This is a genomic window from Pseudomonas sp. S3_B11 (assembly GCF_054667715.1).
In genome coordinates, this window is the sequence record NZ_CP162749.1 from 4,384,459 (window position 1) to 4,397,330 (window position 12,872).

General features: G+C 61.4%; 13 protein-coding genes. 3 read left to right on the top strand and 10 right to left on the bottom strand.

Annotated features, from left to right (window positions below; genetic code table 11):
• Nucleotides 1–84 precede the first annotated feature (84 nt).
• The 3 genes from AB4O22_RS19700 to fos form a co-directional block, all read right to left on the bottom strand.
• The gene (locus AB4O22_RS19700; RefSeq protein WP_027911683.1) at nt 85–588 is read right to left on the bottom strand and encodes a DUF4142 domain-containing protein; all 504 of its coding nucleotides are present in this window, start codon (nt 586–588) and stop codon (nt 85–87) included.
• Nucleotides 589–902: 314 nt separating this feature from the next.
• Nucleotides 903–2,252 carry a sensor domain-containing protein gene (locus AB4O22_RS19705; RefSeq protein ID WP_003198716.1) on the bottom strand — a complete coding sequence of 450 codons (1,350 nt, stop codon included), beginning with the start codon at nt 2,250–2,252 and terminating at the stop codon, nt 903–905.
• Between the two features lie 179 nt (nt 2,253–2,431).
• On the bottom strand, nt 2,432–2,845 hold the full coding sequence (fos, locus tag AB4O22_RS19710; RefSeq protein WP_003198713.1) for a fosfomycin resistance glutathione transferase: 414 nt from the start codon (nt 2,843–2,845) through the stop codon (nt 2,432–2,434).
• Nucleotides 2,846–3,101: 256 nt separating this feature from the next.
• Between fos and AB4O22_RS19715 the strand changes: the two genes are divergently transcribed.
• Both AB4O22_RS19715 and AB4O22_RS19720 read left to right on the top strand, forming a co-directional pair.
• On the top strand, nt 3,102–4,337 hold the full coding sequence (locus AB4O22_RS19715) for an aminotransferase class I/II-fold pyridoxal phosphate-dependent enzyme (protein ID WP_003198711.1): 1,236 nt from the start codon (nt 3,102–3,104) through the stop codon (nt 4,335–4,337).
• Between the two features lie 13 nt (nt 4,338–4,350).
• Nucleotides 4,351–5,514, top strand: coding sequence for an MFS transporter (locus AB4O22_RS19720; protein ID WP_003198708.1), 1,164 nt, complete (start codon nt 4,351–4,353; stop codon nt 5,512–5,514).
• Here the strand turns inward: AB4O22_RS19720 and yiaY are convergent.
• A complete protein-coding gene (yiaY, locus tag AB4O22_RS19725; protein ID WP_003198706.1) occupies nt 5,511–6,659 on the bottom strand; it encodes an L-threonine dehydrogenase in 1,149 nt (382 codons plus the stop codon). The genes AB4O22_RS19720 and yiaY overlap by 4 nt on opposite strands.
• Before the next feature lie 140 nt (nt 6,660–6,799).
• Between yiaY and AB4O22_RS19730 the strand changes: the two genes are divergently transcribed.
• Nucleotides 6,800–7,819, top strand: coding sequence for a DUF4917 family protein (locus AB4O22_RS19730; protein ID WP_003198704.1), 1,020 nt, complete (start codon nt 6,800–6,802; stop codon nt 7,817–7,819).
• Nucleotides 7,820–7,978: 159 nt separating this feature from the next.
• On the opposite strand, the gene AB4O22_RS19735 is transcribed toward AB4O22_RS19730, so the two are convergent.
• The 6 genes from AB4O22_RS19735 to AB4O22_RS19760 all read right to left on the bottom strand — a co-directional run bounded on the left by AB4O22_RS19735 (nt 7,979) and on the right by AB4O22_RS19760 (nt 12,798).
• Complete coding sequence (locus tag AB4O22_RS19735; protein WP_003198702.1) at nt 7,979–8,323, bottom strand: YegP family protein; 345 nt, start codon at nt 8,321–8,323, stop codon at nt 7,979–7,981.
• Between the two features lie 81 nt (nt 8,324–8,404).
• On the bottom strand, nt 8,405–8,986 hold the full coding sequence (locus AB4O22_RS19740; RefSeq protein ID WP_223470678.1) for a DJ-1/PfpI family protein: 582 nt from the start codon (nt 8,984–8,986) through the stop codon (nt 8,405–8,407).
• Between the two features lie 235 nt (nt 8,987–9,221).
• The gene (locus tag AB4O22_RS19745; protein ID WP_460097004.1) at nt 9,222–10,439 is read right to left on the bottom strand and encodes a class I SAM-dependent methyltransferase; all 1,218 of its coding nucleotides are present in this window, start codon (nt 10,437–10,439) and stop codon (nt 9,222–9,224) included.
• A 213-nt stretch (nt 10,440–10,652) separates the two neighbouring features.
• Entirely contained in the window at nt 10,653–11,270 is a 618-nt protein-coding gene (locus AB4O22_RS19750; RefSeq protein ID WP_460097005.1) for a TPM domain-containing protein, read from the bottom strand.
• Nucleotides 11,271–11,297: 27 nt separating this feature from the next.
• Nucleotides 11,298–12,053 (bottom strand): TPM domain-containing protein, encoded by a 756-nt coding sequence (locus AB4O22_RS19755; RefSeq protein WP_460097007.1) that lies wholly within the window; start codon nt 12,051–12,053, stop codon nt 11,298–11,300.
• Nucleotides 12,054–12,189: 136 nt separating this feature from the next.
• The gene (locus tag AB4O22_RS19760; protein ID WP_003198691.1) at nt 12,190–12,798 is read right to left on the bottom strand and encodes a LemA family protein; all 609 of its coding nucleotides are present in this window, start codon (nt 12,796–12,798) and stop codon (nt 12,190–12,192) included.
• Nucleotides 12,799–12,872 lie beyond the last annotated feature (74 nt).

Consider the following 12,872-nt stretch of genomic DNA (forward strand, 5'->3'; position numbering starts at 1 on the left):
ACGCGCTGGAAGGTTCTCCTTTTGGCGGGCAAAAATCAGCCGGGACGCGAACGTCCCGGCCCTGAATACAAAAAACGCAGCGGATCAGCGGCTGGCTTGCAGCGCCCTGGCCATTTCGAGATGGGTCTGCAGTTTAGGCAGGGTTTCATCGGCGAAGGCCTTGATCTCCGGCACTTCGGTGGTCTGGGCCTCTTGCTGGATCTGCGCGATGGCCTCCTCGGTGGCCTTGACCTGGGTGGCGGCATACGCAGCCTCGAACGACTCGCCTTCCTTGACCTGCGGCATCAGGGCCTTGGCCTTGTCCGCCACCTCTTCCCGGGGGGCGACAGGCAAGTCGAGCTTCTTGGCGATCTTCGCCAGGTGTTGATTGGCCGTGGTGCGGTCGTTGATCACCATGATGGTGTAGTCCTTGACCTCCCTGGATTCGGCTTTCCCGTGGGCCATGCGACTTGTCTCGATGTCGGCCATGCCTTTGGCTGAAGCATCGTTGATGAATTCGGCAGGCGATTGGGCCCAGGCACTGTTGGCGCCCAGGCCCATCAACACGACAACACTGGTGGTGCGAAAAAAGCTGGCCATACGGCTCATGGTCGCGCCCTCCTCTGATGAAAGTTCTGGTGGGTTATCCACCGTTGAATCAGAACCAGCCATGAATACTCAGCGAGATGTCCGACTTGGCTTTCGACGGTCGTGATGGTGGTTCTCCCACTTCTGCGACCCGCTTCGGACACCTTCGTTCGATCATGAGCAATGTTTGCCAGATAAATACCGCTTGGGCCGGGAATGATCCAACCCTCCCTATTCTCGAATGCAGGGCACGCAGAGCCCTTCTTGTATTCGAATTGGATATGGGCTGAAGGTTTGAGAAAGGTGCTTGTGCCACGACGAACGGTGGCACGCTATCAGATACCGAACACCCTGTGATTCTGGCGTTTGGCCGCATACATCGCCTCGTCGGCGTGGCGGAACAGGGCAACATCTTCAGTGCCATGGTCGGGGAAACAGGCCACGCCGATGCTCGGTTCGATGCTCAGGCAGTGCCCGTCCAGACGCAGCGGCTGGGCCAGTGCATGGCGGATTTTTTCCTGCACGCGTTGGGCATCCTCCAAGGCCTGGATGCTGTGCAGCAGCACCACGAACTCGTCCCCGCCAATACGTGCCACGGTGTCGGTGTCGCGGATACAGCCCTTGAGACGATTGGCCACCGCTTGTAACAGCATGTCGCCAACCCCGTGGCCATAGGTGTCGTTGATCTGCTTGAAACGGTCCAGGTCGATGTACAGCAAGGCCATGCGCCCGGACGCCGCGCGCGCGCTTGCCAGTGCGCACTTGAACCGCTCCCGGAGCAATTCGCGGTTGGGCACCTGGGTCAATTGATCGTACTGAGCCATGTGCTGCAACCGGGCGTGCAATTGCTTGCGCTCGATGGCGACGGTGATCTGTGCGCAGACGTATTGCAGCAGTTCCTTGTCCTGCTCGGTGTAGCGCTCGTTGTGCGGCGCACTCTTGACGATCAGCGCGCCAATCGTGCCGCTCTGCGAGTTCAGCGGCACGCCCAGCCAACACGGCGCATCTGGCCGCGCTACAAGGTCGTCGAACCCCGGCGGCAAGTCGTTGCAACCAGGCGTCAGCAGGATTGGCTGGCCGCTGCGAATCACTTCGGCGCACAAACGCCCGGTGACCGTGCCCGGCAATTCCGGCTGCCCTTCCCGGTCGTCGACGTGATAGGGGAAGTTAAGTTGCGAACATTGTTCGTCATACAGCGCCACCGAAAAATTCAGCGCCGGCAGCCACTCGCCAATAATCAGGTGTATGCGCTTGAACAGCGCCAGCAGGTCTGCCGCGGCATGGGCCGCCTCGGAAATCGCATACAACGCCGCCTGCCGGGACTCGGCCTGCTTGCGTTCGGTGATGTCCCGGGCCACGGCAATGCGCAGTTGGTCCACCGGCGACCAGCGCGCCGACCACAGGATGTGCACCACCCGACCGTCCTTGCGCAGGTAACGGTTCTCGAAATTGAGCTTGGGCTCGCCGTCCATGATCTCCCGCGCCGCCTCAAGGGTCCGCTGACGGTCGGCGGGGTGCACCAGGTCGATCATCGGCTGGCCGATCAGCTCCTGCGGGGTGTAGCCAAAAATCTGTTCGCAGGCAGCACTGACAAACACGAAACGCCCTTGGCCGTCGACGGCACACACGGCGTCCAGCAGAAGGTCGATGTAGCTGGCCAGCGGCGCGGAACTTCGAGTGTCCATGGGGCTGGAGGTCATCCGGATAATGCAACGGTGAGCGAAGCGGGTGATCGTCAGTTCGTGACGCCGATACAACGAGCGAGACCGACGCGCCCCACCAATACCGATGAGGATAGCGCAGGGGATCGACTGTAGGGAGCGAAACGCCCGGGAGATGCAGCCACTCGCTTCAACGCAGCCCTTCACTCCGTAAAAAACGCCATACCGGCATACGGTGCCTGCCGGCAGGCCTTCAACCGGGACGCCAGGTCGCCCACATGGACTTCGAGCTTGTGCCCGTCCGGGTCGAGAAAGTAGAACGAATCACCCTCGCTGCGATTGTCGCGCCACGATGACACCTGGGCCGCGTTCAGCCGCGCCACCAGCACTGGGAAACTCTCGGCATCGATGCTGAAAGCGTAATGGGTGTAGTCCGCCACCGGCTCAGGCCTGCGCAACGGGTCGAAAGCCAGGCACAACCACAAACCCGGCAGCGACAAATAGGCCCCATGGTCCCACTTGGCTTCGAGACGCAGCTGCAATAGCTCGCCATAAAAAACCACACTGCGATCCAGGTCGGTGACGGCAAGGGTCAGATGATTGAGGCCTGAGAGCATCAGCAAGCAACCTTCAGAAAAGAGTGATAACCCAGCGGGCTTGGGGCGAACCCAGGGTACTTCCAAGCTCCGACATCGCCGACGGATTCCCCGTCCAAGGCCCTAGGCAAAGTCCTACGCAGAACTCTCCAGTGACACTCAAGCACGCCGGAAACAGCCGATTCAAAGCCCTGCACAACAATCTGTAAAGTCTGGAAACACACCGCTATCGAAACACCCACGGACAGCACCACTCATCAAGGAATGTAATCGCACCATGAACCAGACTGCTCAAGCGCCCCATCATTTCACTCACTACCGCAAGGTGATTTCCCTCGCAGACCAGAACTGGCAGGGCACCGAAGCCGGAAAAATCTCAGGGCTGAATGTCGAGGTCAAGACACCCAATGTGCTGGTCGACCAATACGGTCGCACCTTCCATCACTTCTGTACCACGTCCTACCTGGGCCTGGACTATCACCCCGCGTTGCTGGACGGCGCCATGACTGCCCTGTGGGAAACCGGAACCCTGCGGGTCGCCAACTCAAGGAATCGCTGCAAGCTGGCGATCCTGGACCAGTACGAAACCCAATTGTCGGAGCTGTTTGGCGCCAGTTGCCTCAGTGCTCTGTCGTGCAGTGCGGCAAGCGCCGGTATCCTGCCGCTGCTGGCCAGCGGCGCGTTCACCAACCAGTGTTCGCCGGTCATGGTGTTCGACAAACACGCCCATTACTCGATGAACCACAGCAAGGCCGCCTGCGCCGATGAAACCCAGGTCGTCACCTGCCCGCACAACGACATGGATTTCATCGAAGACCTGTGCAAACGCCAGCGCTGCGTGGCGTACGTGGCCGACAGCGCCTATAGCATGGGCGGATTGGCGGACCTGGACAGCCTGATGTATCTCAAGCAGCGCTATGGCCTGTTTCTCTATCTGGACGACTCCCACGCGCTGTCTGCGGTCGGGGAGTCCGGCGCAGGCCTGGTCCGTTCGCGCGTCCCTGCCGTGGATGAACGCACCCTGATCGTTGCTTCATTGGCCAAGTCATTCGGCGCCAGTGGCGGGCTGGTCATGTTTGGCAGTGAACGGCACAAGGCGCTGGTGCAGCGTTACGGTGGCCCGAGCAATTGGTCCCAGAGCCTGAACGCAGCGGCCATCGGCGCCGGCATGGCGTCGATCCGCCTGCACCGCAGTCGAGAATTCAGCGCCCTGCAGGAGCGTTTGCAAGCTAATATCCGCTTCTTCGACAGCCTCGTGCGCACTGAACAGCGCGGCAATCCCATGGCAATCCGCATGGTGCCCTGCGGTGAAGCGGCCCTGGCCAACAGCCTGGCCGTCGAACTGGCCGAACTGGGGTATTTCACTTCAGCGGTCTTTTTCCCCGTGGTGCCGCAAGGCAAGGCCGCCATTCGCATTACCCTGCGCGCCGATATGGAGCCGAACGTGATTCGCTCGTTTTGCGAAAAGATCACCGAACTGCTGCTGACCCACGGGCGTGACATCCGCCCTTGAGACAGGACGCTCGATGAAGAACCGTACAACCCTGATCGTCACCTGCACCACCGTTTTCCTGGCCCAACTGGGCATGAGCATCTACTTGCCGGCCCTGCCCGATATCGCCCGGGACCTGGGCGCCGATGCGTCCCGGGTTTCCTGGGGCTTGTCGGTGTACCTGATCGGCATGGCGCTGCCGATGTTGCTGTGGGGCAGCCTGGGCCAGCGGTTGGGGCGCAAGCCGGTCTTGCTGGCGGCCTTGGGGTTGTACGGTTTGGGCAACCTGGCCCTGCCGCTGGGCACAACCGTGGAGGCGTTCCTGACGCTCAGGTTGATCCAGGGTATCGGCGCCAGCGGTATCTCGGTGATGGCGCGGGTCTTGATTCGGGACAGTTTCAGCGGCGATCTGTTGGCCAAGGCGCTGTCCTGGATATCGATCGCCTTTGTGATTGCCCTCGGTATCGGCCAGTACCTGGGCTCGCTGATCCAGGCCGCTTTCGGCTGGGAGGCGATTTTCCAGGGCTTGGGCGCCGTCAGCCTGGCGATGGCAGCGGCGGTGTCCCGGGCCAGGTTCCCGGTGCTGGTGCAAGCCGGCAACGGGCAATCGGCGTGGAGCATCTACGGGCAGATCCTGCGTCGACGCGCGTTCCTGCTGCCGGCCTTGGCGGGTGGGCTGGGTTACGGCGTGATCGTCGCCTTCAACACCGCCGCGCCGCTGATCCTGCAGGAGAGCTTCCACTGGTCGCCCATTGAATACGGCCTGCTGGGCTGGCCGGTCAGTGCCGCGTACTTGCTTGGGGCGCTGGTGGTGAACGCTTTTGTACTGCGTACCGGTCAACGGCGAATGATGGGTTGGGGCATCGCCCTGGTGCTGGGCGGGAGCATGACCATGCTGGCAGGCAGCCTCACCCTGAGCAGCATCGCGCTGCTCTTCTGGCTGCCGTATTGCTTCGCGGTGTTTGGCCAGTCGTTGATCTACCCCATCAGCCTGTCCCTGGCCAACGAAGGCTCACCGGTGGCCGGCGCGTATGCCATGGCGTTGAGTGGGTTCCTGCACCAACTGATGGCCTCGGTGATCGGTGCCATGGCCAGCCTGTTGTTGAGCCAACAGGCCTGGCCGCTGGCGGCGTTGTGCGCACTGTTGGGGGCGGCGGCGATGCTCTGTGTGAAGTTCGTGCCGCCCCGGGTCGCTTAGAACGCGCTGCGGAAAATCTCTTCGATCTGCCGCTGGTCCGCCGCCCGTGGGTTGGTCAGGCCGCAGGCGTCTTTCAAGGCGTTGGCGGCCAGCACCGGTACGTCATTGAGGCGTACGCCCAAATCACGCAAACCGGCCGGAATATCCACGTCAAGGGCCAGTTTACGGATCGCCGCAATGGCGTCGCGGGCGCCCTCTTCCGGGCTGAAGCCGCGCGTATCGGCGCCCATGGCATGGGCCACGTCGGTCAGGCGAACGGCACACACCGAAGCGTTGAAGCTCTGCACATGAGGCAACAGCACCGCGTTGCATACGCCGTGAGGCAGGTCGTAGAAGCCACCCAGCTGATGCGCCATCGCGTGCACGAAACCCAACGATGCATTGTTGAACGCCATCCCCGCGAGAAACTGCGCGTAGGCCATGTTCTCCCGCGCGACCAGGTCATTGCCGTCACGCACGGCCAGGCGCAGGTTGTTGCTGATCAGGGTGATGGCCTTCAGGGCGCAGGCATCGGTGATGGGGTTGGCCGCAGTGGAGACATAAGCCTCGATCGCGTGGGTCAGTGCATCCATGCCGGTGGCGGCTGTCAGGCCCTTGGGCATCGCCACCATCAGCGCCGGGTCGTTCACCGACATCAATGGGGTGACGTTGCGATCGACAATCGCCATTTTCACGTGGCGTGTCTCGTCGGTGATGATGCAAAAACGGGTCATTTCGCTGGCGGTGCCCGCCGTGGTGTTGATGGCGATCAGCGGCAACTGCGGCTTGCTCGAACGATCGACACCTTCATAATCACGGATCTGCCCGCCGTTGGTGGCGCACAGGGCGATGCCCTTGGCGCAATCGTGGGGCGAACCGCCACCCAGCGATACGACGAAATCACACTGGCTCTCCTTCAGCAGCCCCAGCCCGAGCTCGACATTGGCGATGCTTGGGTTGGGCTTGGCGCCGTCGAAAATCACCGAGTCGATGTCCTGTATCGCCAACAACTCGGCCACCTTGGTGGCGACGCCGGCCTTGGCCAGCCCCGCGTCGGTGACGATCAAAGCTTTGCGAAAGCCGTAGTTGCGAATAGCGGTCATCGCTTCATCGAGGCAGCCGAGCCCCATGATGTTCACGGCGGGAATGAAAAAAGTGCTGCTCATGGGGTCACGCTCCTGGTTGAGGCCGGATCGGCAGGGCCTACAGAATGACCGAGTAGTCATGACGCATCTTGATCTGGCTCAAGACTGGGTCGTGATAAAGTCGCGCCCTGCCTTTGCCACGTTTTGAGATGATCCTTGCGATGACCGATTTCCAGGAATACGACACCCGGCTCGAAGACTGGGAGGCCTTGCGCGCCGACACCGCCTTCAGCGGCCTGTTGGTGGGCAATGGGGCCAGCCGCGCAGTGTGGGATGATTTCGGCTATGACTCGCTGTTCGAAAATGCCCGCACCGTCGAGGAGAAACCCCTGAGCCCGTCGGAACTGAGCGTGTTCGATGCGATGCAGACGCGCAGCTTCGAACAGGTGCTCGCTGCGCTGAAAACCACCAGTCGGGTCAACAAGGCCCTGGCCGTCAGCTCCGCCGCCCCGCGTAACCGCTATTACGCGATCAAGGAAGCGCTGATCAACACCGTGCATGCGGTGCACATCCCATGGCGCCTGGTGCAACCGTCGACCCTGGCGACGCTCAACCAGGAGCTGAGCCGCTACCGCACGGTGTTCACCAGCAACTACGACCTGCTCAACTACTGGGCGATCCAGCAGGCACCCGAGAGCATCAGCGACCTGTTCTTCGGCGAAGACCACAGTTTCGACCTGAGCCGGGCGACCACGGACAAACCGCGCCTGCTGTACCTGCACGGCGGCCTGCACATGGTGCGCAACCAGGACGGCACGGCGCGCAAGCTCACGTCCACCGAAGGCACCCTGCTGGGCAGTTTCGCCATCAACAACACGATCAAGACCCTCGACGACGTACCGTTGTTCGTCAATGAAGGCCCAAGCCAGGACAAGCTCAAGACCATCCGCAGCAGCGATTACCTGTCGTTCTGCTACGACCAGTTGCTGCAGCACGGCGACAACCTGTGCCTGTTCGGCCATGCCCTGGGCGAGCAGGACAACCACATTGTGCAAGCCTTGCGCCTGGCCGCACCGAAAACCGTGGCGATTTCAATCTATCCCCGTAGCCAGGCGTTCATCCAGCATCAGAAGCGGCATTACGCCAAGGTGTTCCAGGGACTGGAAGTGCAATTGCGCTTCTTCGATGCCAAGAGCCATCCGCTGGGCGATCCGAAACTGTCGGTGCCGGTGGAGGTTTAAAACACGTGTGGAGAGGGGATCCATGTGTGGGAGCAAAGCTTGCTCGCGATGAACGATGACTCGGTTAGCCTGCACAACCGCAGCGCCTGCATCGCGAGCAAGCTTTGCCCCCACACATAATTCCCCCGCCACAGGCTAGGCGCCCTTGTTGCCGTCCCGTCAGAGCGCAGCCACGGTCTTGTCCTTGATGACAGTCGTCGGTCCGTTGGCCTTTACGCTGGCGATGCCCTTGTCCCGGGCGGCGTCCGATGAATAAGCTTCACTGCTGCCAATCACTTCATGGTTGGCAGCCTTGAGGTTGAAGTACGGATGGCCATCCTTGGTGTTCTTGAGTTCATAACGCTCGGTCAACGGACTGTTTTTCTGCACCGAAGCAATGCCACCGTCGACACCGCTGCGGGTGGTGTACAGCTCACTGGTCAAGATTGTCTCGGCGTTGGCCGCCTTGAGCACAAACCGAAACTGGCCACTGCTGCTTTTGCTGATTTCGTACCATCCGGACATGATTTTTCTCCTGGCAATGAAGACATGCCCCGAGAGTAAAGACCCGCCGCGCTTGCCCCGCCAGTTCGCTGTGTAGCGTCATTACAAGGTAATGGCCGTGCCCAGCAGCGTCAGGAAACCCGCCAGCCAGCTCGGGTGCGCAGGCCAGGCCGGTGCGGTTGCGAGGTTGCCCTGGACATGGCTTTGGGTCACGGGAATGTCGATATAGGTCCCGCCCGCCAGCCGGACTTCCGGAGCACACGCCGGGTAGGCGCTGCATTCACGCCCTTCGAGAATACCCGCCGCCGCCAGCAACTGCGCACCGTGGCACACCGCAGCAATCGGCTTGCCCGCCAGATCGAAATCGCGCACCAGTTGCAGGACGGTTTCATTCAAGCGCAGATATTCCGGCGCTCGCCCACCCGGCACCAGCAGCGCGTCGTAGTCGGCGGCCTGGACGTTGGCGAAGTCATGGTTGAGGGCAAACAAGTGCCCCGGTTTTTCACTGTAGGTCTGGTCGCCGTCGAAATCGTGGATCGCCGTGCGCACCGTCTGCCCAGCGGTTTTGTCCGGGCACACGGCGTGCACGGTGTGGCCGACCATCTGCAGGGCCTGGAACGGCACCATGACTTCATAATCTTCGACGTAATCGCCGACCAGCATGAGGATTTTCTTGGCGGGCATGGGAAGGGCTCCTTTGGGAATGCGTGGGTGGTTAACGCATTAAAGGTAGTCCGGAGTGTTGGCAGGCGAGCGATAACCGCTCATTACCTGACGGGCTGCACCTCAGCCCCTTGTGGGAGCGAGTCCTGTGGGAGCAAAGCTTGCTCGCGATGAACGATGGCGCGGTTCTAGCAGTTAAACCGTGTCGTCCTCATCGCGAGCAAGCTTTGCTCCCACAGGGTTCGGTATAGCTGCTTCAGGCGAGGTAACCATCCGCACGCAGCAGCGTTTCGAGGCAATGCTCGGTAACGTGGTAGAAGGCCTTGAGTTCCTGGATCTTGGCCAGCAGCTCGGTGGGGTCCGCAGGTTCGGCGCGTTTGACGGCCAGGATCATCTTGTTCTTGTTAGTGTGGTCCAGGGAAATGAACTCGAAGACCTTGGTCTCGTAGCCGCAAGCTTCCAGGAACAGCGCTCGCAAGCTGTCGGTGACCATTTCCGCCTGCTGGCCCAGGTGCAGGCCGTATTGCAGCATCGGCTTGAGCAAGGCCGGGCTCTGGATCTGCAAGCGGATCTGCTTGTGGCAGCACGGCGAGCACATGATGATCGAGGCGCCCGAGCGAATGCCCATGTGGATCGCGTAGTCGGTGGCGATGTCGCAGGCGTGCAAGGCGATCATCACATCCACCGCGCTCGGCGCCACGCTGCGCACGTCACCGTGCTGGAAGCTCAGGCCCGGGTGTTCCAGGCCCGCAGCGGCTTCGTTGCACAGCTTGACCATGTCTTCGCGCAGCTCGACTCCGGTCACCACGCCTTCAGCCTGCAAGGTGTTGCGCAGGTAATCGTGGATGGCGAACGTCAGGTAGCCTTTGCCCGAACCGAAATCCGAAACCCGCACCGGTTTGTCCAGGGCCAGCGGCGAAGACGTCAGCGCATGGCTGAAGACCTCGATGAACTTGTTGATCTGCTTCCACTTGCGCGACATCGCCGGAATCAGCTCGTGCTTGTGGTTGGTCACGCCCAGGTCGGCCAGAAATGGCCGGCTCAAGTCGAGGAAGCGATTTTTCTCACGGTTGTGCTCGGCAGATGGCACTTCCCGCAGTTGCTGGGGCTTGCTCTTGAACAGCGAACTCTTGCCCTTCTTGCTGTACTCCAGCTGGGCCTCGTCGGTGACCGCCAGCAAATGCGCGTTCTTGAACGATGCCGGCAACAGCGCAGCAATGGTTTGCACCCCTTCGGCCAGCGGGAAATTCTTGGTGATGTCGCGGGTCTTGTAGCGGTAGACGAAGGACAGGCACGGCTGGTCCTTGACCGTCAGCTGCTTGATGATCAGCCGCTGGAGCTCCGCTTCTTCACCCACGTACTTGGCCAGCACCAGTTTGATGAAAGCGTTTTGTTCAAGGCTGGTGCGCAACAGCTCGATGAACTGGGCGTGGTGATCCGGCGCGGGACGGACGGGCGTTGCGGTGGCAGACATGGACAAGCGGCCTCGGGGCGGGGCGAATCGGGAATGGCGGTATTTTAGGGGGGATGGGCAGCGAGGGCACGGAAAAGTTCGCGTGGCGAGCAGTAGCCTCTGTGGGAGCAAGGCTTGCCCGCGATAAATACACCGCGATCCAGCAGGCTAAACCGAGCCATCGTTCATCGCGAGCAAGCTTTGCTCCCACAGGCTTGTGCTGGCAGGAAATTTTCAGCCCAGCACCACCAACCGATTCGGCAGTTCATTGCGCTCGTGGGTCACCGGCACGTGCTCCTTGAGCAATTCGCCGCAAGCTTCGATGCAGGTCACGAAACCCTGCAAGGTCTGCCCCTGGCGAACCTGCTGGGTGAACGCTGCGACGATGGCATCCCAGCATTTGTTGTCCAGGCGCTTGGAAATGCCTTCGTCCACCAGAATTTCCACGTACCGCTCAGCCTCGCAGACAAAGATCAGCATTCCCGTGCTGCCCACCGTGTGGTGCAGGTTCTGTTCGAGGAATTGCCGGCGCGCCAGGTTGGAGGCCCGCCAGTGACGCACGGAGCGGGGGATCAGGTGCGTGGTGATCCGGGGGATGCGAAACACCAGGCACAGCACAATGAAACTGACCCACTGCACCAGCAACAGGCTGTGCATCGTCAGCCAGCCGGAGAGGTAATGGACCACGCCGGGCATCACCAGGGCCAGCAGGCTGGCCCACAGCAGCGGGATATAAGCGTAGTCGTCGGCGCGGGCGGCCAGCACCGTGACCAGCTCGGCGTCGGTATGCCGCTCGACCCGGGCGATGGCCTCGGCGACCTTGCGTTGTTCGTGTTCAGTCAGTAATGCCATGTTAAAAGTGCCTGCTCATTATTATTGTCACCAGCCGCCCGACGAACCGCCGCCCCCGAAACTGCCACCGCCACCGCTGAAGCCCCCGCCGCCTCCGCCTCCGCCTCCGCCGCTGAAACCGCCCCCACCGGAACCGCCCGAGCCGCCACTACCAGTCGGCAGGATACCGAGCATCTGGCAGACCAATATCGTCAAAATAAACAGTATCACCAGGAAAACGAACAGCCCGGGATGGCGCTCGACGAAATCACTCGGCTCTTGCTGCTCGTCCGTACTGTATGCCGGCGCCGGCTCGTCCAACGGGCTGCCGCCCAGCACCACCAGCATCGCCGCGACACCATCGCTGATGCCTTTGTTGAAGTTGCCGGTCTTGAAGGCCGGGGTGATCACCTGGTTGATGATCACCGAACTCTGCGCGTCGGTCAGGCGATCCTCCAGGCCGTAGCCCACCTCGATGCGCAGTTTACGGTCATCCCGGGCGATGATCAGCAGCGCGCCGTTGTTTTTATCCTTCTGCCCGATGCCCCAATGGCGCCCCAATTGGTAGCCGAAGTCTTCGATGCTGCTGCCTTGCAGGTCCGCCAGCGTGACCACCACCACCTGTTCGCCGGTGGCCTGTTCATGGGCCTTTAGCTGCGCTTCCAGTTGTGCGCGCACCGACGGTTCGAGCATCTGGGCGGCGTCCACCACCCGCCCGGTCAATGCCGGAAACTTCAGCTCGGCCTGGGCCGTGATGGCAAACACCCAGAGCAACAGCACCAGGCCAAATTTCAACACGCGCATTGGAACTCCTGTGTGGGAGCGAGCTGGTGTGGGAGCTGAGCTTGCTCGCGATGAAGGCACCTCGGTCTTTCCAATGACCGCGTTATCGTTCATCGCGAGCAAGCTTTGCTCCCACAGGCTCACTCCCACAGTTTTTTCAGAACTTCACTTCAGGGGCTTTTTCGGCATTGGGGCTGGTGGCCTCGAAGGTTTCGCGGATCGGCAGGTCGCTGTACATCACGCTGTGCCACAGGCGCCCCGGGAACGTGCGGATCTCGGTGTTGTACTTCTGCACAGCCAGGATGAAGTCGCGGCGGGCCACGGCGATGCGGTTCTCGGTGCCTTCAAGCTGCGATTGCAACGCCAGGAAGTTCTGGTTGGCCTTGAGGTCCGGGTAACGCTCGGACACCACCATCAGCCGGCTCAACGCGCCGGTCAGCTGGTCCTGGGCCTGCTGGAACTGCTTGAGTTTTTCCGGGTTGTCCAGGGTGCTGGCGTCGACCTGGATCGACGTCGCCTTGGCCCGCGCTTCAATCACTGCGGTCAGGGTTTCCTGCTCGTGCTGGGCGTAGCCCTTGACGGTTTCCACCAGGTTGGGAATCAGGTCGGCGCGGCGCTGGTACTGGTTCTGCACCTGGCCCCAGGCGGCCTTGGCCTGTTCGTCCAGGGTCGGGATGTTATTGATGCCGCAACCGGCCAGCAACGTAGTGAGCAGCATCAGGGCCAGCATCGGCAAGCTGCGAAGGTGGTTCAGTCGTGGATTCATCGGGTGGAGCTCTCCGTTGCATGACATTGGAAAAACACGGCCACCTATCTCACCGGCGCCTGGGGCATAATCTG

What these genes read in the sequence shown, in the direction of transcription:
- AB4O22_RS19735 (WP_003198702.1), bottom strand. Translation starts at nt 8,323, where the DNA reads ATGTCCGGATGGTACGAAATCAGCAAAAGCAGCAGTGGCCAGTTTCGG.
- AB4O22_RS19705 (WP_003198716.1), bottom strand. Translation starts at nt 2,252, where the DNA reads ATGGACACTCGAAGTTCCGCGCCGCTGGCCAGCTACATCGACCTTCTG.
- AB4O22_RS19715 (WP_003198711.1), top strand. Translation starts at nt 3,102, where the DNA reads ATGAACCAGACTGCTCAAGCGCCCCATCATTTCACTCACTACCGCAAG.
- AB4O22_RS19760 (WP_003198691.1), bottom strand. Translation starts at nt 12,798, where the DNA reads ATGAATCCACGACTGAACCACCTTCGCAGCTTGCCGATGCTGGCCCTG.
- AB4O22_RS19745 (WP_460097004.1), bottom strand. Translation starts at nt 10,439, where the DNA reads ATGTCTGCCACCGCAACGCCCGTCCGTCCCGCGCCGGATCACCACGCC.
- fos (WP_003198713.1), bottom strand. Translation starts at nt 2,845, where the DNA reads ATGCTCTCAGGCCTCAATCATCTGACCCTTGCCGTCACCGACCTGGAT.
- AB4O22_RS19700 (WP_027911683.1), bottom strand. Translation starts at nt 588, where the DNA reads ATGAGCCGTATGGCCAGCTTTTTTCGCACCACCAGTGTTGTCGTGTTG.
- AB4O22_RS19755 (WP_460097007.1), bottom strand. Translation starts at nt 12,053, where the DNA reads ATGCGCGTGTTGAAATTTGGCCTGGTGCTGTTGCTCTGGGTGTTTGCC.
- AB4O22_RS19730 (WP_003198704.1), top strand. Translation starts at nt 6,800, where the DNA reads ATGACCGATTTCCAGGAATACGACACCCGGCTCGAAGACTGGGAGGCC.
- AB4O22_RS19720 (WP_003198708.1), top strand. Translation starts at nt 4,351, where the DNA reads ATGAAGAACCGTACAACCCTGATCGTCACCTGCACCACCGTTTTCCTG.
- yiaY (WP_003198706.1), bottom strand. Translation starts at nt 6,659, where the DNA reads ATGAGCAGCACTTTTTTCATTCCCGCCGTGAACATCATGGGGCTCGGC.
- AB4O22_RS19750 (WP_460097005.1), bottom strand. Translation starts at nt 11,270, where the DNA reads ATGGCATTACTGACTGAACACGAACAACGCAAGGTCGCCGAGGCCATC.
- AB4O22_RS19740 (WP_223470678.1), bottom strand. Translation starts at nt 8,986, where the DNA reads ATGCCCGCCAAGAAAATCCTCATGCTGGTCGGCGATTACGTCGAAGAT.